The organism is Acidovorax sp. SUPP3334, from assembly GCF_030159055.1.
Taxonomy (GTDB): domain Bacteria; phylum Pseudomonadota; class Gammaproteobacteria; order Burkholderiales; family Burkholderiaceae_C; genus Paracidovorax.
The window spans coordinates 23,648-46,368 of the sequence record NZ_BQXQ01000031.1 but is presented as its reverse complement, the minus strand read 5'-3'; the positions used below and the strand labels follow the sequence as shown (position 1 = coordinate 46,368).

At 59.5% G+C, this 22,721-nt stretch carries 34 protein-coding genes; 22 read left to right on the top strand and 12 right to left on the bottom strand.

Features of this window, described 5'->3' with window-relative positions; translation table 11 throughout:
- Positions 1-54 precede the first annotated feature (54 nt).
- The 6 genes from AVHM3334_RS17135 (at position 55) to AVHM3334_RS17110 (ending at position 4,631) form a co-directional block, all read left to right on the top strand.
- Complete coding sequence (locus AVHM3334_RS17135; RefSeq protein ID WP_502869932.1) at positions 55-366, top strand: hypothetical protein; 312 nt, start codon at positions 55-57, stop codon at positions 364-366.
- Positions 367-379: 13 nt separating this feature from the next.
- Complete coding sequence (locus AVHM3334_RS17130; RefSeq protein WP_284414273.1) at positions 380-610, top strand: hypothetical protein; 231 nt, start codon at positions 380-382, stop codon at positions 608-610.
- A 109-nt stretch (positions 611-719) separates the two neighbouring features.
- Positions 720-1,160, top strand: coding sequence for a hypothetical protein (locus AVHM3334_RS17125; protein ID WP_284414271.1), 441 nt, complete (start codon positions 720-722; stop codon positions 1,158-1,160).
- Positions 1,161-1,279: 119 nt separating this feature from the next.
- Positions 1,280-1,570, top strand: coding sequence for a hypothetical protein (locus AVHM3334_RS17120; RefSeq protein WP_284414269.1), 291 nt, complete (start codon positions 1,280-1,282; stop codon positions 1,568-1,570).
- Positions 1,563-2,204, top strand: a complete 642-nt coding sequence (locus AVHM3334_RS17115) for a hypothetical protein (RefSeq protein ID WP_284414267.1) — start codon at positions 1,563-1,565, stop codon at positions 2,202-2,204. The genes AVHM3334_RS17120 and AVHM3334_RS17115 overlap by 8 nt, the downstream gene beginning before the upstream one ends.
- Before the next feature lie 189 nt (positions 2,205-2,393).
- A complete protein-coding gene (locus AVHM3334_RS17110) occupies positions 2,394-4,631 on the top strand; it encodes a DEAD/DEAH box helicase family protein (RefSeq protein WP_284414333.1) in 2,238 nt (745 codons plus the stop codon).
- A gap of 579 nt (positions 4,632-5,210) precedes the next feature.
- On the opposite strand, the gene AVHM3334_RS17105 is transcribed toward AVHM3334_RS17110, so the two are convergent.
- Positions 5,211-5,981 carry a DNA/RNA non-specific endonuclease gene (locus AVHM3334_RS17105; protein ID WP_502869931.1) on the bottom strand — a complete coding sequence of 257 codons (771 nt, stop codon included), beginning with the start codon at positions 5,979-5,981 and terminating at the stop codon, positions 5,211-5,213.
- A gap of 228 nt (positions 5,982-6,209) precedes the next feature.
- Here AVHM3334_RS17105 and AVHM3334_RS17100 point away from each other — a divergent pair, with 228 nt between their 5' ends.
- The 8 genes from AVHM3334_RS17100 (at position 6,210) to AVHM3334_RS17065 (ending at position 11,167) form a co-directional block, all read left to right on the top strand.
- Entirely contained in the window at positions 6,210-7,022 is an 813-nt protein-coding gene (locus AVHM3334_RS17100; RefSeq protein WP_284414265.1) for a hypothetical protein, read from the top strand.
- A gap of 282 nt (positions 7,023-7,304) precedes the next feature.
- Positions 7,305-7,490, top strand: coding sequence for a hypothetical protein (locus tag AVHM3334_RS17095; protein ID WP_284414263.1), 186 nt, complete (start codon positions 7,305-7,307; stop codon positions 7,488-7,490).
- Between the two features lie 99 nt (positions 7,491-7,589).
- Positions 7,590-7,925: a hypothetical protein gene (locus tag AVHM3334_RS17090; protein WP_284414261.1), complete on the top strand. Its 336-nt coding sequence runs from the start codon at positions 7,590-7,592 to the stop codon at positions 7,923-7,925.
- 172 nt (positions 7,926-8,097) lie between these two features.
- The gene (locus AVHM3334_RS17085; protein WP_284414259.1) at positions 8,098-8,349 is read left to right on the top strand and encodes an AbrB/MazE/SpoVT family DNA-binding domain-containing protein; all 252 of its coding nucleotides are present in this window, start codon (positions 8,098-8,100) and stop codon (positions 8,347-8,349) included.
- On the top strand, positions 8,349-8,687 hold the full coding sequence (locus tag AVHM3334_RS17080) for a type II toxin-antitoxin system ChpB family toxin (RefSeq protein ID WP_502869930.1): 339 nt from the start codon (positions 8,349-8,351) through the stop codon (positions 8,685-8,687). Before AVHM3334_RS17085 ends, AVHM3334_RS17080 begins: the two co-directional genes overlap by 1 nt.
- 50 nt (positions 8,688-8,737) lie before the next feature.
- Positions 8,738-8,971, top strand: coding sequence for a hypothetical protein (locus AVHM3334_RS17075; RefSeq protein WP_284414256.1), 234 nt, complete (start codon positions 8,738-8,740; stop codon positions 8,969-8,971).
- 60 nt (positions 8,972-9,031) lie between these two features.
- The gene (locus tag AVHM3334_RS17070; RefSeq protein WP_284414254.1) at positions 9,032-10,090 is read left to right on the top strand and encodes a TRAP transporter substrate-binding protein; all 1,059 of its coding nucleotides are present in this window, start codon (positions 9,032-9,034) and stop codon (positions 10,088-10,090) included.
- A gap of 93 nt (positions 10,091-10,183) precedes the next feature.
- On the top strand, positions 10,184-11,167 hold the full coding sequence (locus AVHM3334_RS17065) for a tyrosine-type recombinase/integrase (RefSeq protein ID WP_284414252.1): 984 nt from the start codon (positions 10,184-10,186) through the stop codon (positions 11,165-11,167).
- A gap of 208 nt (positions 11,168-11,375) precedes the next feature.
- Here the strand turns inward: AVHM3334_RS17065 and AVHM3334_RS17060 are convergent, their stop codons facing one another.
- From AVHM3334_RS17060 to AVHM3334_RS17040, 5 genes are read right to left on the bottom strand one after another with little or no spacing between them, the layout of a single operon-like run.
- On the bottom strand, positions 11,376-12,305 hold the full coding sequence (locus AVHM3334_RS17060; protein ID WP_284414250.1) for a DUF3262 family protein: 930 nt from the start codon (positions 12,303-12,305) through the stop codon (positions 11,376-11,378).
- 15 nt (positions 12,306-12,320) lie between these two features.
- Complete coding sequence (locus AVHM3334_RS17055) at positions 12,321-12,950, bottom strand: hypothetical protein (protein ID WP_284414248.1); 630 nt, start codon at positions 12,948-12,950, stop codon at positions 12,321-12,323.
- Positions 12,951-12,976: 26 nt separating this feature from the next.
- Positions 12,977-13,723 (bottom strand): DsbC family protein, encoded by a 747-nt coding sequence (locus AVHM3334_RS17050; RefSeq protein ID WP_284414247.1) that lies wholly within the window; start codon positions 13,721-13,723, stop codon positions 12,977-12,979.
- 11 nt (positions 13,724-13,734) lie between these two features.
- On the bottom strand, positions 13,735-13,950 hold the full coding sequence (locus AVHM3334_RS17045) for a hypothetical protein (protein WP_284414244.1): 216 nt from the start codon (positions 13,948-13,950) through the stop codon (positions 13,735-13,737).
- A 19-nt stretch (positions 13,951-13,969) separates the two neighbouring features.
- Complete coding sequence (locus tag AVHM3334_RS17040) at positions 13,970-14,455, bottom strand: PH domain-containing protein (RefSeq protein ID WP_284414243.1); 486 nt, start codon at positions 14,453-14,455, stop codon at positions 13,970-13,972.
- A gap of 125 nt (positions 14,456-14,580) precedes the next feature.
- Between AVHM3334_RS17040 and AVHM3334_RS17035 the strand changes: the two genes are divergently transcribed.
- From AVHM3334_RS17035 to AVHM3334_RS17025, 3 genes are all read left to right on the top strand, one after another.
- Positions 14,581-14,970 (top strand): hypothetical protein, encoded by a 390-nt coding sequence (locus AVHM3334_RS17035; protein WP_284414242.1) that lies wholly within the window; start codon positions 14,581-14,583, stop codon positions 14,968-14,970.
- Between the two features lie 19 nt (positions 14,971-14,989).
- Positions 14,990-15,271 carry a hypothetical protein gene (locus tag AVHM3334_RS17030; RefSeq protein ID WP_284414241.1) on the top strand — a complete coding sequence of 94 codons (282 nt, stop codon included), beginning with the start codon at positions 14,990-14,992 and terminating at the stop codon, positions 15,269-15,271.
- Between the two features lie 130 nt (positions 15,272-15,401).
- Positions 15,402-15,794, top strand: coding sequence for a hypothetical protein (locus tag AVHM3334_RS17025; RefSeq protein ID WP_284414240.1), 393 nt, complete (start codon positions 15,402-15,404; stop codon positions 15,792-15,794).
- Positions 15,795-15,861: 67 nt separating this feature from the next.
- Here the strand turns inward: AVHM3334_RS17025 and AVHM3334_RS17020 are convergent, their stop codons facing one another.
- A complete protein-coding gene (locus AVHM3334_RS17020; protein ID WP_284414239.1) occupies positions 15,862-16,644 on the bottom strand; it encodes a SprT-like domain-containing protein in 783 nt (260 codons plus the stop codon).
- Positions 16,645-16,742: 98 nt separating this feature from the next.
- On the opposite strand from AVHM3334_RS17020, the gene AVHM3334_RS17015 reads away from it, so the two are divergent.
- The 5 genes from AVHM3334_RS17015 to AVHM3334_RS16995 all read left to right on the top strand — a co-directional run bounded on the left by AVHM3334_RS17015 (position 16,743) and on the right by AVHM3334_RS16995 (position 18,297).
- A complete protein-coding gene (locus tag AVHM3334_RS17015) occupies positions 16,743-16,952 on the top strand; it encodes a ribbon-helix-helix protein, CopG family (RefSeq protein ID WP_092745994.1) in 210 nt (69 codons plus the stop codon).
- Positions 16,949-17,215 (top strand): hypothetical protein, encoded by a 267-nt coding sequence (locus AVHM3334_RS17010; RefSeq protein WP_284414236.1) that lies wholly within the window; start codon positions 16,949-16,951, stop codon positions 17,213-17,215. Before AVHM3334_RS17015 ends, AVHM3334_RS17010 begins: the two co-directional genes overlap by 4 nt.
- Positions 17,216-17,273: 58 nt before the next feature.
- On the top strand, positions 17,274-17,468 hold the full coding sequence (locus AVHM3334_RS17005) for a YqaE/Pmp3 family membrane protein (protein WP_284414234.1): 195 nt from the start codon (positions 17,274-17,276) through the stop codon (positions 17,466-17,468).
- 3 nt (positions 17,469-17,471) lie between these two features.
- Positions 17,472-17,759, top strand: a complete 288-nt coding sequence (locus tag AVHM3334_RS17000; RefSeq protein WP_284414232.1) for a hypothetical protein — start codon at positions 17,472-17,474, stop codon at positions 17,757-17,759.
- 127 nt (positions 17,760-17,886) lie between these two features.
- On the top strand, positions 17,887-18,297 hold the full coding sequence (locus tag AVHM3334_RS16995; RefSeq protein ID WP_284414230.1) for a hypothetical protein: 411 nt from the start codon (positions 17,887-17,889) through the stop codon (positions 18,295-18,297).
- 4 nt (positions 18,298-18,301) lie between these two features.
- Here the strand turns inward: AVHM3334_RS16995 and AVHM3334_RS16990 are convergent, their stop codons facing one another.
- The 5 genes from AVHM3334_RS16990 to AVHM3334_RS16970 form a co-directional block, all read right to left on the bottom strand.
- Positions 18,302-19,954 (bottom strand): conjugal transfer protein TraG N-terminal domain-containing protein, encoded by a 1,653-nt coding sequence (locus tag AVHM3334_RS16990; protein WP_284414228.1) that lies wholly within the window; start codon positions 19,952-19,954, stop codon positions 18,302-18,304.
- A gap of 25 nt (positions 19,955-19,979) precedes the next feature.
- On the bottom strand, positions 19,980-20,228 hold the full coding sequence (locus tag AVHM3334_RS16985; protein ID WP_284414226.1) for a hypothetical protein: 249 nt from the start codon (positions 20,226-20,228) through the stop codon (positions 19,980-19,982).
- Between the two features lie 29 nt (positions 20,229-20,257).
- Positions 20,258-20,689: a hypothetical protein gene (locus tag AVHM3334_RS16980; protein WP_284414224.1), complete on the bottom strand. Its 432-nt coding sequence runs from the start codon at positions 20,687-20,689 to the stop codon at positions 20,258-20,260.
- 234 nt (positions 20,690-20,923) lie between these two features.
- Entirely contained in the window at positions 20,924-21,283 is a 360-nt protein-coding gene (locus AVHM3334_RS16975; protein ID WP_284414222.1) for a hypothetical protein, read from the bottom strand.
- On the bottom strand, positions 21,280-22,629 hold the full coding sequence (locus AVHM3334_RS16970; RefSeq protein WP_284414221.1) for an integrating conjugative element protein: 1,350 nt from the start codon (positions 22,627-22,629) through the stop codon (positions 21,280-21,282). The genes AVHM3334_RS16975 and AVHM3334_RS16970 overlap by 4 nt, the downstream gene beginning before the upstream one ends.
- Between the last annotated feature and the right edge of the window lie 92 nt (positions 22,630-22,721).

Genomic DNA, 22,721 nt, shown 5'->3' with positions numbered 1-22,721 from the left:
CCTTGGGGAACACCGCTTCCCCAAGGGGCGGTTTCCCCATTTTTGGAGAAGTCCATGAATGCTGTTTACGAAGCGCCGCAAGCGCCGCAATGCCTGCCCCGATTCCCATTGGGATCGACCGTGATGACGCAAGGTGTGAACGCCCTGGTCGCCGAAGGCCGGCTGAACCCCTATGTGCTCTTGCGCCGGCATCTGCTGGGCGACTGGGGTGATCTCTGTGAAGAAGATCGCCGACTGAACGACCAAGCTGTCCAGTTGGGCAACCGCATCCTGTCGGCCTACCAGCTCGAAGGGAACACCACCGTCTGGATCATCACCGAGTGCGACCGCAGCGTGACCACGCTGCTGTTGCCTTCGGAGTATTGAGGGCGGCGTTGCCATGCCAGAAAAACCGCTGACCAACGTCGAACTTGTCGTCGAGATGATGGAGTACAGCCGGTACGGCGCGGTGGTGCAGTTGCTCATCGTGGAGGCGATCAGAAAGTATGCCGAAGCGGTCAGCCAAGCCGATCCCGCAACCTTCGACAGCCCATTCATCAATGGAGAGGTGTGGGTCGCAGTTGCTGAAGAAGTACGGCAAAAGATGAAAGCCAACTACGGTTGGGACTGATCCCCAGCCCGATGCAGCCGACTTGAGGCCGGCTGAACATTTCTACCACCCGTGCGGGGCCAGGCCCTACGCGGGACTGCCTCGCGCCTTTTTCCTGAAGGAGTCATGCATGACCAACGCAGAGCCCGTGTCGGGCACCAATTTCTGCCATTTCTGCGAGTGTGAGCTGGAAGCCGGACAACTCGGCGCCTGTGCTCAGTGTGCCAAGAACAGCAAGACGGGTAAGGCTCGGCTGTTCAAAGCCATCTGGGCCGCCGACGAGGTTTCGGTGGACTACTACGAACTGGAGCAAATCAATCTGGAAGGAGGTGATCGCCCGCCGTCATTCATGGTGACGGCCAACGGACATCGAATTGCAGTGATCGACCAGGAAATCGATTTGACCTTCGGTGAGGACAGTAGCTTCGGCTTCTTCCTGGACATGGATGGTGATCGCCACTTCCTCGTCGTGAATCTGCTCAGGCGTGATCCGTTGACCCCTGCAGATATCGAGCGGATGGAAAGCGAATGCGGCATTGCCGCAGATTCGCAGTCCAAGCCAATCCTTTGAACTCAAGCCACTTCGGTGGCTGATTTCTGTTTCTTCAACCCTAGCGGGTCCATCCCTCCAAGGGTTGGACCCGCTTGTTTTTCAAGGAGTGAATCCATGACCAACACAGGAACCTTGCCATGCTGAGAATAGAGGAACTGGCCCAGGCCACCATCGCCAGTTGGTGCACATCGGGCTTGGCCGAATGCGTCACGGAGCTGGGCCTCCATCTGCATGAACTGCGCTGCGACAGGATCGCCTTCTCTCAGGAAATCGAGCGTGCAAGAGCGATTTATGCACAGCCATCGGACAACGACATTGAAATCGATGACGAGCCTCTGGTGGCGCCCACATCGGGTGGCGTCTGGATTGCCGCATGGCTTTGGGTGCCCGAGGATGCAGCAGCGCAGGGAGGTGACGCGCGTGGCTGATTCCAATGGGCTCTACCGCATCGAGGAGTTTCCCGAGATCTTCGTGGATGCTTGCCTGCGAGACAGTGAAGGCCAGTTCATGTTCCTGTCAATCTACGGACGCGACGGCTCCATCATGCAGTTCATCGCAGCGATGGAGCTGGGTGGCCAGGAGCGGGGCGTGCAGCGCTTTCACCTAGTGAACGCCGCCTGCGAGCGACATCCAGTCGCCGTGGGCGGCACCGACCGCCTTACCAAGCATGCCGGCAGGTTGCCAAGACAGAACTTGTTCGGTCCGTTGAGCCAGATGTGGGTGTTCGACAAGCGCCTGCAGCAGCCCGACCGCGCCAATCGCATCGCCTGGGTGTTGCACCAGGAGGCCGGCGCAAAAGCGTCTTTCGACGGCGGTCCCGTGACCAACGTGACGCTGCAGGATCGTGTGTGGAAAACCATCGTCGGGCTATCTCCTGTCGCATTGCTGGACCGCTGGCGGCAACCGTTGCTGACCTGGTGCGAAGACAAGCGCGCCACGCAGGCCCTGGGTGACGCGATCTATCCCGCCATTGGCCCTGTACAGGCTGTTCGCGTGAGCCTGACGGATCACTTCGTCGGCTTCATCAAGGATGGCGTGAAAAACCGCACCTTGACCCTCTGATCCCTTGGCCATCCGGCCACTCACTTTGCAACCCGCGCGGGGAACTGGCCCCGCTGGTTCTCCGCATTTTTTTGCTCAAGGAGAACCTCTATGCAACCCGTCAATCCCTCTCTCGCAGAAATCCCTGCAGATCCTTCCATTCCTGCAGCTGATGGTGCCCAACCCTTGGCCCAGGACGGCTTCGACAACATGGCCCTGGCCAACTTCATCGACGAGTTTGGCGACGGGCTGCTGGCCCAGGTGCGCTCACAGAACCCGCCGATCTACGATCCGGCACGAGACGAAGGGCAGGGTGCCTGGCAAGCCCGGCAAAGCATTCTCGACTCGCTCAAGCGCAAGCCCTTCAAGGCCCAGGCCGACGCAGTGCATGCCGCCGTCAAGCTACTGGTCGATCACGATCAACCCGCTGCCGTCATCAACGCGGAAATGGGCACAGGTAAGACCATGATGGCCATCTGCGCGGCCGCGCTGCTGCAGCGCACACATCCGCGCACGCTGGTGATCTCGCCGCCGCACCTTGTGTACAAGTGGCGGCGCGAGATCCGCGAGACGGTGCCTGACGCCAAGGTGTGGGTGCTCAATGGCCCGGACACGCTGCGCAAGCTGCTGATGCTCCGCAAATCCCTGGGCCTCAAGACCAGCCAGCCTGAGTTCTTCGTGCTGGGCCGGGTGAGGATGCGCATGGGCTTCCATTGGAAACCTGCCTTCGTCACACGGCGCCAGAAGGTGCATGACCAGGTACTCGCTGTGGCAGCGTGTCCCGATTGCCTGATGCCGATCACGCGGGATGACGGCGAAGGTCATCCGATGCCCATTTCTGCGGAACTGGCGATGGCCAGCCTCGGAGACCGGCGAGGCAAGTGCGCGCACTGCGGAAGTTCACTGTGGACGCTGATGCGATCGGGTCGGCCGATCCATTCGATGCACGACCTGGTGCTGGGCGCGCTCAAGCAGATGCCGACCATTGGAGAGAAAACCGCCCGCAAATTGCTGGGCATCTTCGGAGAAGACGCATTGGGCGCCATGCTGGGCGACAACGTGTACGAGTTCCTGAACCTCATGGACGCCAATGGCGAGCTGGTGTTCAGTGACCGGCAGGCCACGCGCATGGAGCGCTCGCTGGCCAACTTCGAGTTCAGCATCGGCGAGGGCGGGTATCAAGCCACCGAGTTCGTAAAGCGCTATCTGCCCCGCGGCTACTTTGGCTTGCTGGTCGTGGACGAGGGTCATGAGTACAAAAACGAGGGCTCTGCACAGGGCCAGGCCATGGGTGTGCTGGCCAGCCAGTGTCGAAAGACGCTGCTGCTGACCGGCACGCTGATGGGCGGCTACGCCGACGACTTGTTCCACCTGCTGTGGCGCATGAACCCGGCAAGCCTGATCGAGGACGGTTTCAAGCCGTCCAAGAGCGGCTCGATGGGGCCGGCCGCCATGGGCTTCATGCGCGAGCACGGCATCTTGAAGGACGTGTACAAGGAGTCCAGTGGCCCCTCCCACAGCACGGCCAAGGCCAAGCAAATGACGGTACGCACCAGCAAGGCGCCGGGATTTGGCCCGGTCGGCATCATGCGGTACGTGCTGCCCGTCACTGTGTTCCTCAAGTTGCGGGACATCGGCCAGAAGGTGCTGCCTCCCTACCAGGAGCAGTTCATCGAGGTGCCGATGGGCGAAGCGCAGAAGGATGCCTATGAGCGTTTGACCAGGGTTTTGGTCAGTGCCCTCAAGCAAGCGTTGGCCATGAAGGACAGCACCTTGCTGGGAGTCGTGATGAACGTGCTGCTGGCTTGGCCGGACTGCTGTTTTAGGACGGAGACGGTCAAGCACCCGCGAACGCGCGCGACACTGGCTGTTCAACCTGCGGTTTTTACCGACAGCGAACCTGCTCCAAAAGAGTTGGAGTTGCTGCGGATCTGCCAGCAGGAAAAGGCACAGGGCCGCAGGGTGTTGGTCTATTCGGTGTATTCGGGCACCCGCGACACGACAGCACGCTTGAAGGCGCTGCTGGAACTGCACGGTTTCAAGGTAGGCGTTCTGCGCGCCAGCGTGGATGCCGCTCGCCGTGAGGACTGGGTGGCCGATCAGGTGGAGAAGGGCATCGACGTGCTCATCTGCAATCCTGAGTTGGTGAAAACCGGCTTGGACCTGCTGGATTTCCCAAGCATCGTGTTCATGCAAAGCGGCTACAACGTCTATACCGTTCAGCAAGCGGCCCGGCGCTCCTGGCGGATCGGGCAGAAGTTGGCGGTGATGGTGATTTTTCTGGGCTACGCCGACAGCACCCAGATGGACTGCTTGAAGTTGATGGCCAAGAAGATCGCGGTATCGCAATCGACGTCGGGTGACATGCCTGACTCAGGCCTGGACGTGCTCAACGATGCGGGAGACAGCATCGAGGTGGCCCTCGCCAAGAAACTGCTGGCCGATTGACGGCTGGCTCAACGCCCTGTCCCGCTTTGCGGGCAGGGCGTTTCTATTGGTGCGTTCACCTTGGCATCTAACTTTCCTTGATGTTGAGGAATGGCGCGGGATATGATCGAAAAAGAGCCTGCGTGGCTCCCTCTCTGCATTTCGTCACCACCATCGAATTACAGAGTGACAAATGACTGAGATCACTCGCGCCCAGACACTGCACCAGGGGCAATTTACCCGCATCATCAAAATCACCCATGCCACCTCTCTTTTATCGCATCAAGAGCATCGCAGCCAAACTCAAACCTAAAAAGCGGGACAGCCTTAACAAGGAGGTGGACGCGCGTGTGCCTTATCCGCCTTATCTAGTTGGAACAACGGGCAGTAAGCGATTGTCATCTGTGATCCGTGCGATGCAAATGACAACCGACCAGCGGTAGATTCATGGCAAAGATTTCAGGGGGTTATGTGCTGACGGGCCTCAGCGTTGTGAAGAACCAAGCCTGAAGGAAAGAGCATGACCCTGAAGACCATAGGAAAAGGTAGACAGGCACTACCACCTGAAATCGGCAGGCGTTGACTGCGTTCAACGGGCCATCAGTGCTGCAAAGTAATCTTTGGCAAGAATTCCACCCCAGTCCGCTTGACTAACTCTTGATAGCTGATGGGTGCACCAGCCGACTCCCCGGCTTGGTTCTCCTGCCAATGCGCCCAAGCGCGATGAGTGGTCGCGTCGTAGACCAACTTGTACAGATAGGTAGGCACCTTCACCCCATTGGCGCCAATCGTTGTGGCACTATCAGTGAACACCGGCCCTGTGATCACATACACGTCTCCTTTGGCCCGCAGCGCATAGCGGCGTGTGTCCTGTTCAATCTTGTTCCAGGCACCCCCGTTGTGTTGTGAGTTCTGGGGCACCATGTTCGCCAGACTGAAGCTTTGCGCCATGGCGGTTGGCGTGGGCATATCGCCCGCGGGCGCCATATGCCCACGGCTGTACCCGGAGTTTTTGTAGTCCTCCAGTTCCGCCCGTTCACCACGCGGCAAGCGCGCGTCAGCGAAGAATCGCTTGGCTCGCTTTTCGTCGGCGTCTTCGATGGTCTGACGATTGAGGCGCTGAGCCACGTAGACAGGGGTCCGCGTTGCGCCGCTATGCAATACCGCAAACGCCTCGTAGCAAAGCTCACGCAGTTGAGGTCGCGGCTTGATCGCAGGAGGCTTGCCACCTGCAAAGAACTGAGGACATTGGGCGAAGTTGGTGGGCTGCGGGGTCAGCAGCGCCGCGCTGTCGAATTGCGGTGTGCGAGCGATTGAAAAACCGGAGAAGGTGCTGGCGAGTGACAGGACCAGCGCATAAGAAACACGCACTCGGCGCGACCAGGAAAATTTCGAAATCACTTCAATCAGGCTGCAGAAATAAGACTTCTGATTGGAGCATTCGGCAGCTTGGTTTTCGGAAATCAGGGCCCAGATACGCGGGGTTTTACATGTCCTTTCACCCAGCTGAGATGCGATAGGAATGCAACGAATATGGCAGCTCAGACAATCTCATCCTCGTCACAAGGCTCCGGCATATCTCACTTACGTGCTTTCGTCATGAATTCCAAGGTTCATGGTGAGTCATTCAGCGAGGAGGTGGATGGAAAGTCTGTCCGAGACACGTTGGTCTTCACATGCGACGGGCAGCGGTTCATCATGAAGACAAAGCCTGACCAGTTGGCTGGAATCCTTGTCGAGGACGTGTTGCCTGAGCAGACAGAGGCGACCATGGAAGCTATTGAGCGCATTTGTTGGCTACTGGCGTTCGCAACACAGTCGCAGGTGGCCTGCTACGGTCACGACTATCCAGACGGCTCCCCCCATAAAGTCCGCAACAGCGTGCATCGGGCAGGACAGAACGCGGATCCTGTCATTGAGCCAGCCGATGGCTCTGCGATTCGGATGTTCGTGGACCAAGCGTACCCACAGTTCAAAGCCCTAGAGGGTACGCGAAGCCTCAAAGTGGTGATCGACTACATGCTGCAGGCTGCGCGCCCAGGCCTGCCCATGGAATGCAGACTGGTCTTCCTGTCTGTGTTGCTGGAGAACATGAAGCGAACCTACGGGACTCAGTTGCAGTTCGCGTTCAAACGTGGGAAGTTCGTGGACCCGGTGACGAAAGTCCCTCTCGGCTTTCAAGAGATGGTGAAACGCATGTTCGGTTCTGAGGGCATGACCCCGAGCCTCCAACCACTGGTAGACCTGCGAAACGAGGTGCTGCACACGGGCGTGGCAAGCATGACGATCCAACAGCAAAAGGCCCAATACGATGCCGCAACTGACCTGATTCGCGAATATCTGTTGCGCCTGCTTGGGTTTAAGGGCAACTTCCTCGTCAGCCTAGCGGGAGGCTCCGTGAGGACGATCTGACAGACAACGGAAAGCAGACGTGGCCACAAAACGAATCCACTTGGCGACCGAGATAGGCGGTCGTTCTCGATGCCGCTACACGGCCAGGCCTAGCATTCGTGCTGTGTTTGTGCCGCAAGAGCAATTCGTAGCAACCCCGGAAGCGCAGCGCTGCCATGACTGCCAGGCGAAGTTGATCAAGCTGCTGGCCAGCGAAACCAAGTAAAGGAAAGAGGTTTTTTATTTGCGCTTTCGTGGCGCCCGAAGCTGGCCGGAAGCCAGCGCTTTTTGGGAAGTAGAAGAATGGCAACTGTAGATTTGACAAAAGCGAAAGCCGTGCGCAGTGCATCTGATGCCAGGCGTGCGAATGAGTTGATTGCTTTGGGGTGGACTTTGATCGAAACCGCATCTGGCAAAGACGAATCCGGCTACCCCCTGACCACCTACTCGCTGGCATGGCTTGGCGATGGAGAGCCACGCGATAACTGAAGCAAGAGCTTGCTTACCCCTGCCGTTTTAGACGGCAGCAGTAAGTAGGTTCAGCAAGGAAAACAAAGATGGCCAAGAAAAACGGAATAGGTAGAACACATGAATGTCGGATTTGATCGACACAATCTTGCCAACGCGACGGAGAAACTCATCTCCTTGGCCAAGGAACGCACTCCCGAGACCCATCGGTTCATCAACGGTGAACTCAAACGCTTTGACCTGACTACAGAAGAGGGGGCGAAGGATTACCTGATGTCGATTGCCGAGGACGTGTATGCCAAGAGTGGAAAAGGTGTCGTCGCTCAAATCAGAGCAGTTGTTTATTACTCTATCGGAGTCGTTTTCGAGGTTGCAGAAGGCACCATGCATCCGCCGTCACTGGCCCGAGGGGAAGGCAAGCCTGCGCATGTGGCCTACTTTTGGCAGGTTCTCTGACCTTTCTTACTATGGCTGGAACTGATCACCGGCCTTTTGCAGGCCTGCCCGATCAACAGCCGAATTTATAGTTTCGACTGCATTCGCCCGCAGCCAAGATGTAATACAAGGTTTGACATCGAAAAATAGCGTTGGCACAATCCATACGAGTTCACAAGCGCAGGAGCGTTCGATGGAAGTCGTACTGAAGAAGATGGGCAACAGCACTGCCTTGGTGATGCCCCCCCCGGTATTGAAAGATCTCGGCATCGGTGTTGGTCAACACCTGACGATGGACACTACGTCGGACGGCAGGATCGTGCTCACCCCCAAGCGCAAATACGTCCTGGCCGACATGATTGCCCAGTGCGACCTCAAGGCTGCGCAGCCTGCCAGCCTGGCACTGTGGAACGAGGCGCACCCAGTTGGCCAAGAGGTCTGGTGATGGCGGTGTTCGAGCGCGGCGACATCGTGAGCGTTCCACTGGATCCCACCGTTGGCCATGAGCAGCGCGGCATGCGCCCAGCGCTCGTGCTGACCACCAAGGAATTCAATCGGCTCGGCGACGTGCTGGTGGCCCCGATCACCCAGGGCGGAGACTTCGCACGCCATGCCGGCTTTGCGGTGACGCTGACCGGGACAGGCTGCAAGACGCAGGGCGTGGCTTTGGTGAACAAGATTCGCATGCTGGACCTGGTGGCGCGCAAAGCCCGAAAGATCGAACGGGTGCCCCAGGTGGTCATCGACGATGCCATCGGGCGGCTGGGTGCCCTTTTGGAGTAGCCCTGCCGGATGGCCGCGATGGGTTGTGCTTCCTTTTCAAGCGAGACACCATGAGCATCTATGTCGTACCAGGAGTGCAAGGGCAGATCAAGACCACCACATTGCCCAGTGGCGACATGAGCGTGGCTGGGCCTGCATCCGGACCCTTGGAACAGATCATGCTTGATGTGTGTCGCTGGACCGGGCAACGTAATCCCGACTATGGCGGTTGGATCGTTCCCCGGGCCGCCATCGGGCGTGTCAACGCGGCACTGAGCAGCCGTTGCAGCAAGATCGCGGATTGAGACCTTGAAGCCGATGTCAGTGTTGGCTCTTCAGGATGATGGAAACAAAGGAAACCCTTGATGAAATCCCCTGTGCAATTGGCCAGTTCGACCAAGAAGATGGCTGGATTCGTGGCCAGGGTGTTGGTGGCCGCAGCGGCGTGCGCCAGCCTGCAGCCCGTCGCCGCCCAGACTCCGCAGGGCACCTGGACGCTGGCCTCGGGCTACCCGAAGGAGCTTTTCCACGGGGTGAACCTGCGCCAGTTCGCGCAGAACGTCAACGATCAGACCAAGGGTGGGCTGGTCATCGACGTGCGCACCGACGGCATCGCCGCCGTCCCCTCCGAGATCGTGGGCAAGGTGCGCTCCGGAGATCTCGCTGCAGGGGAGGTGCTTCTGAGCACCATGGCCAGCGACACCCGGATCGCCGGCGCGGATGCCATCCCGTTCATCGTCAGCAGCTACGACGATGCCTTGCGGCTGTGGAATGCTCAGCGCCCCATCCTGCAGGAGGCCCTGGACAAGCAGGGCCTGGTGATCCTCTATGCCGTGCCATGGCCGGCGCAGGGACTGTTCACCACCCGTCCCGTGCGCAGCATTGCGGATCTGCGTGGCTCCAAGATGCGCACCTACAACCCCAGTACCGTGCGTCTTGCCCAACTCATCGGCGCCATGCCCGTCGACGTGCCCACGCAGGCCATCGGTGCGGCATTCAAGGACCAGCGGCTGGATGTCATGTTCACTTCACCGGCGATAGGCGTGGACTCCAAATTGTGGGAGGGGCCGGTGAAGTATTTCTACAACGCCCGAGGCTGGTACCCGAAGAACATCGTGATTGCCAACAAGGCAAAGTGGGCCGCACTTTCCGAGGCCAACCGAAAGACTGTGATGGCGGCGGCGGATGAAGCGCAAAAGCGCGGCTGGATGGCCAGCGAAGCCGCATCCACCGTTTCTTTGGCGGAACTTACGCGCAAGGGCATCAAGGTGGATACGCCGGAGCCCGAGTTGCGCAACGAACTGCGGCGCATCGGGGAGAAGTTCTCCATCGAGTACCTTCGAGAGACCGGCGCCGAGGGCAACCGGATGCTGATCCCTTATTTCGCGGGCCAAGGCTCTGGGGCCACGCCCTCACCAAAGTAGGTGCGACCTTTCATGCATGTGGATGTACTTCTTCATCGCAGGGTGCCGGCGTCGTCGCCTCGTGCCCGTTGAACTTGCGCCGTGAGAGGGTGGGTGCCCAGGCTCTTCCTGGAAGAGCGGTTTCAGGACTATCTGCGACATGAATGCGGGTATGCGCGAGGTACCCTGCAGGTGGTCGATTACTCCCTCATCGAATGGCAGCGCTGGCTGCGCGCGAGGTTCGGGATCACGCGGCTGGATGTCTCGGCCGTGCATCTTCGGCACTGGCTGGACGATCAATTGCGTCGGCACGCTCAATCCACGGTGGACAAGAAGACCTGGGTGCTGCGCAGGTTCTACGCCTGGCTGGCGGGCGAGAGCATGATGGAGTGCGACCCATGGCAATACATCGCGCCACCGAGGCGCCGTCCTCACCAGCAGAGCCTGGGGTATGTCCCCTGCGAACGCACGGTGCGCCGGCTTCTGGAACAACCCGACACCCGGTTCGCCCTGGGCATGCGCGACCGTGCGATCCTGGAACTGTTGTACTCATCCGGCCTGCGTGCCGCGGAGTTGCTGAGCCTTCGGCCGCATCAACTGTGCCTGCGCACCCGTGCAGCCCAGGTGATGGGCAAGGGCGGCAAGGAGCGGCTCGTGGTGTTCGGGGAGCACTCTGCCCAGTGGCTGGAGCACTACCTGCGCGAAGCGCGCCCCGCGCTGCTGCAGGCCTGTCAACGCCCGATCCCGGCCCTGTTCGTTCAACCGACGGCCTCTGGCACCCTGAACTACAGCGCGCTGCAACGCACGATCCGCCGGCATGCCGACGCTGCAGGCCTGCCGATGGTGACGGCCCACACGCTGCGGCATGCATTCGCCACACACCTGTACCAGACCGGGGCGAATCTGCGCGTGATCCAGATGCTGCTCGGGCACGCCTGCCTGCAGACCACGACCATCTATGCCAGGACGTCCATGGGCTACTTACGAGGCGTCATCGAGCGGCACCATCCCCGAGGAATCCTCTACGAACGGCAACCGCTTGGCAGGGGCGCATCACCGCTGTCGCGTCACGATGCCGAGCGCCAAGGCCGTGATTGAGCAGCCGATCAGCCAGTAAAACCATGTGAACAGCTGCTCCGCCCCCATGAGTACAGCGCACGCAAATCCAGCGGCCGACACCAAGGCCCCAACGAACGATAACTTCTGAGCGAACCATAGAAGTGAGCGTGCGGAGCCTGCTACACCTCGCACGGCGCTGTCGATAATGTCGTCGGTCAATTTTTTCTCCATCGAATGATCTCCTGAATCAAAAAATCGTCATCACGGCAAAGACGATCATCACGATGATGCAGCCTTTTTGCATGTATTCCATCATCGTGGCCTTGTCGATGACGCCGCGGGCGTACTGCTGCCATACGCCCACCATGGCGCTGGAGACGACCAGCAGCGTGATGGCTACGAGCAGCATCTGGATGATGGAGCGCATGCGTGCCATGGACACGCCCGAGCCCTGCTCGAAGCCGATGCGCAGCGCCTCGGTGACGGGCACGCACTGCCCATCGGAGCCACGGATACAGCCGTTGTTGAATGCAATGCCGCTACCGCCGCTGGAGATCGGCGTGGAGGGGGCGGTGGTGCCGGGCGTCGTGGGCGAGGGTGCATTGCCCGCAATGCGATCTGCCATGCCGCAGATGGTCGTGCCGTTGGAATCGGAGAAGCCCGAGCAGCGCCCCGAGACGATCATGCGCTGGCAGTTGCCGATGCCAAGCTGAACGCAGGCCAGGATCATGTTCGCATCGACGCGCCGACCATCGAACGTGCCCAGGGCCGCCAGGGCCTGGGCCGGGGTGGCCTGCAGGGCCTGCGACATGACTCGCGACCAGGCGTCGACTTGGCGCTGCAGGCTCCATGTTCTGAACTCCGCGGGCGTTACGTCAGTTGCCTGCCGGATGTTCTCGTTGTTCATCTGCAGCACGCCATAGCAGCAGGAGCCGTTGTAGACAGAGAGGTAGCCGCCGCTCTCGACATTGATGGCCAGATTGCCCACGGCATTTGCGTTCGCACGCAGCCATTGGCTGGCGTTGGGCGACCGGGCGATTGCTTGAGACACCTGATCGGCCGTCACGCGGTCATTGGTCACCAGGCGTTGCTGAGCCGAAGCAGGAAGATGCGTGGCCAGCAGCGCCAGCCAGCCCAACAACAGCGCCGAGCAGAGCGCAAAGAGGGTGCGTTGCATGTTTGTCGGCACCTGTCATCCGAGGTGCAACGCACGATCACATTCAGGCACACGCTTGCCGTACTGAATCACCCGAAAGTAGGCGCTGTCAGTCTTGTCGTCGAACGCGAATTCTGTGTGATTTTGCGCGAGCGGCGTATTTTCGTCGTCTATGGACAGGTGGCAGTAATTCGAAAAATCCTTTTGCTTCCTGCGGCCGGTGGCTTTTTCTTCCACAATCACGCGCATGGGGCAAATGCTGTACATCGGGGGTACATAGCCTTTTTGTGCAAATGGCCCGTTTGGAGGCGGCTCGCATTTGGACTCGAAGGCACTGAACATGGTGAAGATATACCTGTTCTCCTTATTCTCATGCGTTTGATAGAGAATGAAGCTGCCCAACCTACTGCCGTCGTTGCGAACGAGGTTTAGTGGCGTGGAGTCAATGTTCTCTTTCCAGATCGGCTCCAGAAGCCTTTTTTCCTCTGGATTACCACTGATGTATTGCCGTGAATTGAAGGTCACCAACGGCATCAATTTCCACTTCAAGCCGGCAGGAAACTGGATATTCCCTCGCTCCTGCGCGCCCGCAGCACCGGCGGCGATGCACAGCGCGGTGGCCACCAGGCCCGCCGCGATCGCGCTCTTTGTGTTCGATAACTTCATGGAGTCTTCCCTCTGATCGTGTTGATTCATTTGCTGCTCACGCTCGCGTCAAGCTCGGCGATGAACTGCTCGGGCGGCGTGGCGCCCACCAGGCGCTTGCCATTGCCCAGGATCACGGTGGGCGTGTTCTGGATGCGGTGCCGCTCACCGAACTTGAGGATCTCGACCAAGCCGCTGGTGTCACAGTCCTCCCGGCCCTGCAGGCGACGGCCCGCCATGACCTGCTGCCAGGCCTCGGCACGGTTGGGCGAGCACCAGGCAGCGCGCGCGAGCTGCGCCGACTCCGGGCTGATCACTGGAAACATGAACCGATAGACCGTCACGTCGTCGAGCTGGTCCACGAACTTGGTGAAGACCCGGCAGATCGGGCACTGCGGATCTTCGAACACGGCCACCTGCCGTTTGCCGTTGCCATGCACCTCCTTGATCGCGTGCTTGAGCGGGAGGTTTGCGAAGGGGACACTGTTGAGCTTTTCGAGCTGCGGCGCGGTGAGGTCCTGCTGGGTCTTCATGTCCACCATGGCCCCACCCACGAAGCCGAAGCGACCGGAGGCATCGGTGTAGAAGATCTCGCCTTCGGAAACCACCTGGTAGATACCGGGGATAGGGGAGGCCGTGATCTGCTCGACCCGGACCTTACCAGCCGTGTTCTGCTCGATCGTGGCCTTGAGGCTGGGTGGGATTGGCTGCGCGCCTACGGACATGGACAGGCTGGCCAGCACGGTTGCGCGCAGGAGCAGGGCGCGCAGCCGCGGCCGATGGATCTGGGACATCGATGATTTCCTCATTTTGTTTTGGGATGGGTCAGTAGGAGTGCCACGCTGCCGGCCAAGGAGCCCAGTCCGCCGACGCGGACGAGGCCATGGAACGAAGGTGCATCACCCCAGAGCAGGCCGACGCCGGCGCCGGCCAACACGGCAGTTGCGATCAAAAGAGCACGCAACAAAGCGGTCTTTTGCTCAGCAATGATTTTCTGGCGAATGATTTCAAAGGATTGCATTGATTCCCTCATAGATTTTTTAATAATCGAATGCGCGAACGCCTTTGGCCGCGCGGCAGTCTTCCACGGCATCACGTATTATTTTTGAGACACCAGCCGCATCCGGCACGGCATCGATTATCAGTGTGGGATTCGTGCTGTCCGTGGTGAGCAAGATGATTTGCCCGCGACCAAAAACGGTTTGCAACAAATTACCAGAGACGGACAAGTCCTTGACCCGGTAGAGTTCAAGCGCTTCGATTTTCTTGACGATTATTCCCGAGTGTTCCAGCAGCCGCTGGTCGGTCAGCACGTAATGGTGATTCGCCGTTCGCAAATACCGATACAGCGCCCAGCCTACTGGCAGGACGAGCCAACAAAAGAGCAGGGCGAAAACGAACACACCGGCATTGCAGACCTGGCCCTGGCCAGCTGACCAAAGCACGCGGGTTTCGATCTTGTGGGCAGTGGAGACGCTGGCTTGGCTCGCCAAGCGAGCGGCATCGGAAGCATGGTTCTTGGACATCGGCAGCAATGTAGGTGCGCGCGGGCCGGACGTCAGCCGGAAACCATGCGACACGTGGCGAACGGTTTCGGCTTGACAGCCGCCCGTTCTCATGGCAATCGAAAAATCAATGACTGGGAGGTCATATGGCAAACGCTTACGAAAACAACGAGGGGAAATGGATGGTCCTGGGGATGGCGAGCATTGCCGCCATCGCCGGCGCGACCGGCCTGGACATGGCCACTGCCGTGCGGGTCACTGGCTACACGTTCGTGGTCACGCTGCTCGCGGGATTCGCCATCCACCTCTTTGACACCGAATCGATCCTTGGTATTGGAAATACATGGCCGCTGTTCCTTGGCCTGATGGCATGCGCATGGTTTCCAGCGATCGACCATTGGGCTTATGGCGCTCTTCCTGACTTCGTGCCGCGGGAGTTGTTCAGCGTGTGGTGGGCAGAGTGGTACACGAAGCTAGGCGCGTTCGTGCTGCTGTGCCTATCCGGTCACACGGTGAATCGGATCGTGCGCGGTTGATCGATCAGGAGCGAAAAAGATGAAAAGCCTTCCCGAGCAAGCACTTGATGCGCGCTGCGTATTGGCCAATGCGCGCGTCATGCAGTCTTTCGATCCCGACCAAGGAAATGCGCAGGAGAGTCGCGCTTGGTGGATGGCATATGCCCTTGGATTACGGCACTCGGCTGCAGACGTTGCGCCGGTGTTTTTCTCGGGCGAAGCCACGCTGATGCTGGGCTGGAGACAAGGGCAGTTCGATGCCGATCACACGCCTTTACCTATCGTCCTGGAGACCGAGAGCTTGGCTGTCGAGTTCAGCTAACTACAGGGGAGGCAGAATCTCTGACTGCAGGGCGTAGCCGAGGCACGCTTGCGCTGCCTTCAGAAGTGGCAGAGGGTTTAGGCTTGACGATGGATTTTTTTAGTGACAACCAAGACGAGGGACTGATTTTATGGAAAGAGGTGGGGTATCCATTCCTGTTTTCGATTGTGTTTTCAACGGCGCTGAGTCAATTACCAGTTTCACGCGCGAATTCGACCCAAATTTTTATCGAATACTTCCGAACCTGTATGCGGTATGCGTTGCAACATCAAGTCATGGACAGAAGAAAATAGCCGCCGGTTTTTTTGTCAAAACCAGCTATCACCACAATGATCCGGAATTTTCCACCATTCTTGCATCTTCACTCGAAACCTCACCAAATCTTGCAAGGTTTCATACCCTTGGAACGAGCTTTTTCCCAAGTAGATTGAATGTTCCGGATAGCGAGCCACTGTCGGAAATCGAGATGTTGCACACCATGCTGACCCTGTTCACGAAGCACTCCGTGGGTGGGCATGGATAAGCACAAATGACGACCAGAAATGGTTGAATCGCATCAGCGATTGACCGATCCAAAAGTTGGATTTCACTCATTCCTGTACATCGAACCCTTCATGGCAACTGCCACAGATCAGCAATAACCCAGGCTTGCCCCACACCTGTTTCTCGCACGGGCAGACGTACTTGGCGCGGTTCGATTTGTTCGCCGCCGGCTTGGGGTTCTCCCCACCGTCTTCGCCTGATATGGCCGCTGGATTGACCAGGCTGGCCATCACGGCGATGGACTGCGCCGGCACGCTGCCCCCACCAACCGAAGCGCCCAGGTGCATTGCCATGCTTTGCTGGCCAGCCTGAACATGTTCTGAAGCGGGGAAGCGGTCATACCAACTGATCCGAAATGAACGGGTGAGCAACTCAGCGCAGGCGTTGAGGAATGGCCCGCCCTCGATGGCGTAGTCAGCCATCATGTCCCCTGTCCGCTTGCCACCAGGTTGGCCAGTGGAGGAGGGCATAAGGCCGATGGCCTCCATCTTGGATGCCCATTCCTCATTGTGGTATCGCCCGCGTCCAGGCTTGCCGAAGTGCGATTGCCAAAGGTGGCACATCTCGTGGACCAGCGTCTGCATGGTCTCCACCATCGGCACCACTGCAAAGTAGGCGGGATTCATGGCGATCTCGTCGGTCATGCCTCCTTCCAGGTTGGCAAAGCGCTGGGCCGAGAAGTAGCCGCACGTGCGCTTCTCGCGCTGCAGCGTGATGAGGCAGCCTGGTAACAAGCCACCAAAGAGCGTCTCATTGAAGTGGCTGTACGCCTGCTGCAGCTCTGAATAGGTCTGTTGCGTCGGGGTATGCACGGAAGGTTGTGTTGCCATGGATAAATTGTATTGTGCAATACAAAATTGATTTCACCCAATGCGTGAAAAAAGTGTATAAAAGACGCATCCGTGACCTATTTTTAAGGAGTACACACATGAGCGTTCGCTTCAATGTCGTCCTGTCCGATGACCTCAATCGTGAGATTGACCGTGCAGCCCAGGAGACGGAAACCAACAAGAGCGAAATTCTTCGCAAAGCCCTGCAACTATTTCTTACAGCGCGTGAGGGCAAGCAGCGTGGCCTGAAACTCGGGCTCGTCGAGCCCAAAACCGAAAAGTTGCAGACGGAGATCGTGGGGTTGTGAGTACGATCGACCTCAACTCACCGCCACCGAATCACAAATTCAGTGTCTCGGTCGAACGCGAGGAGACGGACGGCGAGCGCCGTGTCCGCTTGTTCAAGGATGTTGCTCTTTTTGTCGTAGCGGTTGGTTTCGTGGTACTGCTCGTGGTCCTGTGCTACAGCACACTTTCATCATCCACCGCCACTGCTGAAGAAAAGAAGTGGGCGATGTCGGTGCTGTCTGCGGCGACTGGGGGCATCATCGGGTATTTGATCAAGAAATGATTCCGAGCCGTAATATGCTCTGGAAAAATCAATAACGAGATATTGAAAGGGAATAGAAATGCGACTGCTGATCGCCTTGTTTTTGCCTTGGCTAACCTTCTTCACCATCGGAAGACCGATTGCCGGTGTCGTTTGTCTGATCCTTCAACTCACGCTGATCGGCTGGCTCCCAGCAACCATCTGGGCTGTTTACGCATTGAGTCAGTACAGCACGGACAAAAAGATCGAAAAGGCGCTCTCACAAAGAGCTTAAGCCGTGTCGACGTATTCTGTGGAAGGCGATGGCAATGGGCATCTCTATGCGACTATCGTCAGCGCCATCTACCGGCACACGCGGACAGGCCAATCACCACCCGTCCGGCTGGTCCTGAACCCGATGCAGATGCGGCAACTGGTGGCCGAGCACGCTGCCGGCTGCAGAGCGTTGGGCATCAACGTCCGGCAGGTCGAAGCGATCCTGGGTGTGGCGATAGCTGTCGAAGCGACATCTGCCGGATTTTTGGTGACCGCATCCGGGATCGACGTGCCGTTGATCGCCCATTAGCCAAGACAAGACCGGCACGAATGTGGGTTTCAGCAGAAAGTTACAAGCCTTGCATCCGCAAAGCATTGACACACAAACGGCGCCTGTCGATGATCGCTTGCACAAATAACAAGGGAGCCTTCAGGCCATGCAAACGAACCACTATTTTTGGCGACTGCTTTTTCATGGCGGCAAGTTCTTGCTGCGCGTTTGCATCATCCTCGCGCTGTGGGTGCGGGATTCACTGAAAGAGTTCATCGGGGTATTCAAGCCACTCGTTCGCTCGATGGACTCGCAAGCCCGTGAAGCCGGAGCGGCCCGCAGCAGTTTCACGGCCAGCCTGCCCAGGCAATCCTTCAAGATCGGCGCTTTCCTTCTTGGCACTTTGGCGGTGCTGGGGAAGATTTTCCTTTTCATACTCGCCACTGCGCCGGATTTCGATGAAGAAAAAGAAGATGGGGCATACACCTCCTATAGCGGCGTTGATACTTTTGGTGTTCCCGACATAACAAATGTCACGCATTCTGATTGGGAAGCGTATTACGGCGGGCGAAAGTAACGCTTCAGAGTTTAGTTATTCCTTTACCTACTGCTTTAACTGGACCTGCGGTCTTTCCAGCACTGCTTTTTGCCAATCCGTCGGCGTTTTTCATCAAGTCTCCCAACTGCTGACCCAAGTTGATTCCAGCCCAACTCATCATTCCTGTCCAAACTATGGGCAAGCCAATGAACAGGGCCATCATCAGGATATTCAGGATCATCCGCTTATAGCCCGATGACGCCATGGAGCCGGCAAGCTGTGATATTTCCTGCACGAAGATATTGCCCTGCGCGCCTGGATACATCGCGTCGATGAGCCTGGCGTCGATCCACTGGGCGATGAACCACATCGTTGCCCAGAGTTTCACGGTGAAGATCGCCACAGCACCGTAGAACAGAACGCGCAAGTCGTAGCCGCTCAAGAAGGTGATCAGCGGCAGGAACATGTAGATCGACATGAGGACCAGCGCCTGGATCATCGGCAGGCCCGTGATGAGCGGCTGCATCGACAGGCTGGCCAGGGTGGCTTCCCAGCCCACGCCGAATACCGTGGCTGCGCCTACAACGGTGCGACTGAACGATGTCACGGTGTCGTAGTCGGTGCCCATGATGCGATCGGGGTCCACGAACTGGGGGTTGGCTCTCTTCTGCGCCAAGCGCGCAAAGGAATCCTTGGTCTGGTCGATGCTGCTCCAGTTCATGGCGCTGCTGGCTACGTCCACGAGCTTGCCGAAGCTGCCGGCGTGGCCCACCATCTTCTCGCGCACTCCGTTCGTTCCGTCCTCCCACCACTGCTTGCAGGTGGGCCGGCCCCACTCGGGATTCACTACACCAGAGTGGGGCGGGGCGATGCCGCTGGCCGGGTTGTAGTAGTCGATGTCTCGGGAGAAATCCACCGGGAAATCCGGCACCGGGTTGTAGGAACGCATGTCGGCGTAGTAGCCGGGCTCCGTGCGAAACAGCTGGCTGCCGATCCAGTCCACGTCCGTGGGGCCGTATTCCTTGTTGTCCACCGCCACCAGGCTTTGCCCCGTCGCGGACAGGGCGCCGCTGGCGGCCGCCAGGTAGCGGCTTCGCGCCGGGATAAAGCACTCGCTGTAGAAGCGCTGGACGGCGTTGAGCACGCGCGGGTCCTGGATGGTCGCGTTGCGGGCCATGTCCTCGACCATGCGGATCTGCCGGTCTCCCGATCGAACGCCGGCGCGCACGGCGCGGTTGATGCCCGAGGAGATTGCCATGGTGGAGAACCACCAGGCCGGCACCTGGGAGAGGTTGCCCGCCGTGCTCATGGTGCCGTCCGAGGCATCCTTCATCGCCGCGTCGTAGCCCGAGCCCGTGCCGCCGTTGCGCGAGACCATGGTGGGATTGGGCTCCAGGGGGGTCGCATCGGGCAAGTAGCTCAGGTTGACGGAGCTGAGCGAGGTGATGGGCGTGGTGGCGAAACACAGCGACATCACGAACAGTGCGACGATGATCTTCGTGCCCACGCTCTCCAGGAGCGGCAGCACGCCGGCGCTCTCCAGGCCCTGCTCCTTGGCATCGCGCCAGGCGTTGAAGAGGATGACCGCGAAGGGCACGATGATCAGGCCGGTGCCGGTAATCACCTCGCCGATGATGTTGGCGAAGGCCCACCCGTACATGGTGGTGAAGATTTCGAGGTAGCTGTCGAGCTGCATGGTGGTGGCGGAGGATGGGTTCGGATCAGTGCAATCTGCAGGGCATGTCGGCCAGCTGGCCGGGCTCGGTGAGCGAGTCTTCGAGCGTCGGCTCCTGCAGCGTGGCCAGGAGGGCGGCGGGCAAGGCCTGGCGGCCCGGCTCCTGCAGGGCATCCACGAGTTGCACGAGCAGGCGGTGGACGTGGCGCAGCCTCACCGCACAAGGGCAGGCACAGGGCAGGGGCGTGGACTCGCTCAATGAGATCAAGGCCGGTTTGAAGTGGGTTTTGGACATCGGTTCTTCTGGTTCTGGGTCGTCGAATCTCACGCCTGCATCCACCGCAGCAACGTGGCCGGCCCGATCGGGATCAGCAGCAGGTAGGCGATGCAGAACGTCATCACCTTCGGCCGCAGCGCAATCACCTGTGCATGCTCCTGCGGCCGCACGATGCCGCGGCGCGCTCCCCAGGCCACGATCGCCTGCCACCAGATCCCGATGCCGGCGACGACCAGGCACTGCACCAGCGCACCGTAGTGCCGAATGTCGGTCGCCCAGATCTGAAGCGTGGCCAGGGTCTCTGGCTGCACCTGCAAGTGCGACAGCAGCGCGACCAGGACGAACCCCATGGCGCTGGCGCCTGCCAGCCAGGCCAGGGCGATGAACGCCAGACGAAGCAGCCTGCGCCGGGCCGCACCCGTGCGCTGCGCCTTCGCTTCACTGGCAGGCCCTTGCGGATCGAGAGGCTGCATGCTCATGACGTCACCTTCGCGCCAAGGTGACAGGGCAGGGGCGTGGAGTCGTGGTTGATGATCGCCGTGCGTGGCTTGGGCTTCGTCAGGGCTGGTTCGAGTTGGATCTTGGACATCGATTTCTTTTGGTAGGTCAGCCGAAATCTCACGGCCTAAATTTCGGCCGTGAGATGGAGCGCAGTTGGTTCACGCCGGCAGTCAGCGCAAGAACCTGGTGGGCCAGCGAGACATGCAGACATGTCACCACCTGTTCAACCCGTGATTGGTCGCTTTGCGGATTGCCTCCCGCGCATCGCGCGGGATCGGCGCGTTGTCGAGCACGAACAAGCTGTTCGACACCGCTCGCGCAACGTCGCCACTGAAGCTCCCGGCGATCTGCTTCGCGAAGTCGTCAGCGTGTTGCCCTACGTACAGAAGCACGGCTTCACGCAAGCGAAGCTGCCCGAGCAAGGTGTCTGCAGAGGCTTGTTGCGCCCGTTGCAGTTCGGCTTGCAGTTGCGCGATCAATAGATCCTGGTGCCGAATCTTCTCGATGAAGGTTCCGAGCATCACGTCATTGGCGGCAGCAGGCCCTTGCGGATCGAGAGGCTGCGAGCTCATGGCGTCACCTTCACCCGGCCGTTTTCCATCGGCTGCGGATCGGGCGCCCGCCCATCGGGTACGCGCATCGAGCGCGAGTCGGCCTGGAACTGGCTGCCCATGATGGCCAGGGCCGTGTCGGAGGTCAGTTCCTTGCGCACCCGGGCCTCGAACATCAGGTCGTTGATGAATTGCGTCAGCCGATCGATCTGCGACTGCGTGTCCCGCATGGCGTCGCCCGCAGCGGTTACCTCGGGCAGACTCAGGCCCGTGAGCAGCACGCCGCGCGCCACCAGCGCCTTGTCGATCACGCGGTGCATGGCCAACTCTTGTCCAAGCCGGGTCACGGCGATGCCGCGCGTGTCGGGAGGCAGCCTGCGCAGCGCATCCAACAACTGAGGGCTGATGGCCATGCCGGGCGCGGCGATCGTGTTCAGATCAGCATAGGGACTGCCCGAGGGAGCACCCGCCATCGCCTGCAGCTTCGGCAGCACCTGGTCCACCTCGGCCTCGTACTTCGGGCCCAGACCCGACGCCGTGGTCACCGCCGTCGCAGTTGGGCAATCTGCGCTTTGCGAGCAGGTATAGACGCGCTTGTCGCCCAGCACCTCGGTCGTGAACTTGGCAAGGTCATCCGGCGATGCGAAGGCCTGCACCAGGCGCGTTGATTTCTCGGCCAAGCCCGTGTAGCTGGTGCTGGAGGCGGCGGTGACGGACTTGTTCAACGTTGCGTTGTAGCCAGCCACCGAGAGGTCACGGATGGGACGAAGGGGAAGCGAGTTGATGCCGCCAGCCTTCTGACCGAACACCCAGTTCACCCCCGTGCGCTGCGCTTCCTCGTTCTTGTTGATGTCGATCTTGGCCTGCACGATGTCGCCGGACGTGTTGGCCTTGACCTTCCAGGCATCGCCCTTGGCCATCTTGATCCAATCCTCGTAGGGATTTTGGCCGGCGCGGATCATGGCCTCCGTCTCCTCGCAGGTCTTGAGGGAGGATGCGACCAGCAGATCCGCCTTCTGGCTGTAGTTCTGGAAGAGCTGGTACAGGCCCGGCTGGGCACGCTGCAGGACGTACAGCGGCAGCGAGGCGATGCCCGCCTGCACGGCATTGGTCACCTGCTGACCCAGCCGCGAGATGTTGTTCATGATGTTGCCCCAGGACATGCCCACATCGAACTTGCCGCAGGAGTAGTTCAGGCGCAGGTTGGCTTGCAGGCCCAGGGCCTGGGAGGTCTGCCCACGGTTGTTGGCAGCGCCGCCCGGCGTGCCACCGCCCATGCGGTAGTACAGCGTGGAGTTGGAGACTGGCTGCGCCTGGACATCCGGGGTGGAGACCAGAGCGAGTACGCAGGCAATTGCCGCAGCCACGGCTGTGTGCGGTTGGATCGGGCGAGCAGGGCGAACAGATGGGTTGGCGGTCATTAGGGTTCAGGGCAAGGAGCTTGAGGCAGGTTTCAGCC

Excerpts from the sequence above, each read along its gene's own strand:
- AVHM3334_RS17135 (WP_502869932.1), top strand. The coding sequence starts at position 55 with ATGAATGCTGTTTACGAAGCGCCGCAAGCGCCGCAATGCCTGCCCCGA.
- AVHM3334_RS17130 (WP_284414273.1), top strand. The coding sequence starts at position 380 with ATGCCAGAAAAACCGCTGACCAACGTCGAACTTGTCGTCGAGATGATG.
- AVHM3334_RS17125 (WP_284414271.1), top strand. The coding sequence starts at position 720 with ATGACCAACGCAGAGCCCGTGTCGGGCACCAATTTCTGCCATTTCTGC.
- AVHM3334_RS17120 (WP_284414269.1), top strand. The coding sequence starts at position 1,280 with ATGCTGAGAATAGAGGAACTGGCCCAGGCCACCATCGCCAGTTGGTGC.
- AVHM3334_RS17110 (WP_284414333.1), top strand. The coding sequence starts at position 2,394 with ATGGCCCTGGCCAACTTCATCGACGAGTTTGGCGACGGGCTGCTGGCC.
- AVHM3334_RS17100 (WP_284414265.1), top strand. The coding sequence starts at position 6,210 with ATGAATTCCAAGGTTCATGGTGAGTCATTCAGCGAGGAGGTGGATGGA.
- AVHM3334_RS17095 (WP_284414263.1), top strand. The coding sequence starts at position 7,305 with ATGGCAACTGTAGATTTGACAAAAGCGAAAGCCGTGCGCAGTGCATCT.
- AVHM3334_RS17090 (WP_284414261.1), top strand. The coding sequence starts at position 7,590 with ATGAATGTCGGATTTGATCGACACAATCTTGCCAACGCGACGGAGAAA.
- AVHM3334_RS17085 (WP_284414259.1), top strand. The coding sequence starts at position 8,098 with ATGGAAGTCGTACTGAAGAAGATGGGCAACAGCACTGCCTTGGTGATG.
- AVHM3334_RS17080 (WP_502869930.1), top strand. The coding sequence starts at position 8,349 with ATGGCGGTGTTCGAGCGCGGCGACATCGTGAGCGTTCCACTGGATCCC.
- AVHM3334_RS17075 (WP_284414256.1), top strand. The coding sequence starts at position 8,738 with ATGAGCATCTATGTCGTACCAGGAGTGCAAGGGCAGATCAAGACCACC.
- AVHM3334_RS17070 (WP_284414254.1), top strand. The coding sequence starts at position 9,032 with ATGAAATCCCCTGTGCAATTGGCCAGTTCGACCAAGAAGATGGCTGGA.
- AVHM3334_RS17060 (WP_284414250.1), bottom strand. The coding sequence starts at position 12,305 with ATGCAACGCACCCTCTTTGCGCTCTGCTCGGCGCTGTTGTTGGGCTGG.
- AVHM3334_RS17055 (WP_284414248.1), bottom strand. The coding sequence starts at position 12,950 with ATGAAGTTATCGAACACAAAGAGCGCGATCGCGGCGGGCCTGGTGGCC.
- AVHM3334_RS17050 (WP_284414247.1), bottom strand. The coding sequence starts at position 13,723 with ATGTCCCAGATCCATCGGCCGCGGCTGCGCGCCCTGCTCCTGCGCGCA.
- AVHM3334_RS17045 (WP_284414244.1), bottom strand. The coding sequence starts at position 13,950 with ATGCAATCCTTTGAAATCATTCGCCAGAAAATCATTGCTGAGCAAAAG.
- AVHM3334_RS17040 (WP_284414243.1), bottom strand. The coding sequence starts at position 14,455 with ATGTCCAAGAACCATGCTTCCGATGCCGCTCGCTTGGCGAGCCAAGCC.
- AVHM3334_RS17035 (WP_284414242.1), top strand. The coding sequence starts at position 14,581 with ATGGCAAACGCTTACGAAAACAACGAGGGGAAATGGATGGTCCTGGGG.
- AVHM3334_RS17030 (WP_284414241.1), top strand. The coding sequence starts at position 14,990 with ATGAAAAGCCTTCCCGAGCAAGCACTTGATGCGCGCTGCGTATTGGCC.
- AVHM3334_RS17025 (WP_284414240.1), top strand. The coding sequence starts at position 15,402 with ATGGAAAGAGGTGGGGTATCCATTCCTGTTTTCGATTGTGTTTTCAAC.
- AVHM3334_RS17020 (WP_284414239.1), bottom strand. The coding sequence starts at position 16,644 with ATGGCAACACAACCTTCCGTGCATACCCCGACGCAACAGACCTATTCA.
- AVHM3334_RS17015 (WP_092745994.1), top strand. The coding sequence starts at position 16,743 with ATGAGCGTTCGCTTCAATGTCGTCCTGTCCGATGACCTCAATCGTGAG.
- AVHM3334_RS17005 (WP_284414234.1), top strand. The coding sequence starts at position 17,274 with ATGCGACTGCTGATCGCCTTGTTTTTGCCTTGGCTAACCTTCTTCACC.
- AVHM3334_RS16995 (WP_284414230.1), top strand. The coding sequence starts at position 17,887 with ATGCAAACGAACCACTATTTTTGGCGACTGCTTTTTCATGGCGGCAAG.
- AVHM3334_RS16990 (WP_284414228.1), bottom strand. The coding sequence starts at position 19,954 with ATGCAGCTCGACAGCTACCTCGAAATCTTCACCACCATGTACGGGTGG.
- AVHM3334_RS16985 (WP_284414226.1), bottom strand. The coding sequence starts at position 20,228 with ATGTCCAAAACCCACTTCAAACCGGCCTTGATCTCATTGAGCGAGTCC.
- AVHM3334_RS16980 (WP_284414224.1), bottom strand. The coding sequence starts at position 20,689 with ATGAGCATGCAGCCTCTCGATCCGCAAGGGCCTGCCAGTGAAGCGAAG.
- AVHM3334_RS16975 (WP_284414222.1), bottom strand. The coding sequence starts at position 21,283 with ATGAGCTCGCAGCCTCTCGATCCGCAAGGGCCTGCTGCCGCCAATGAC.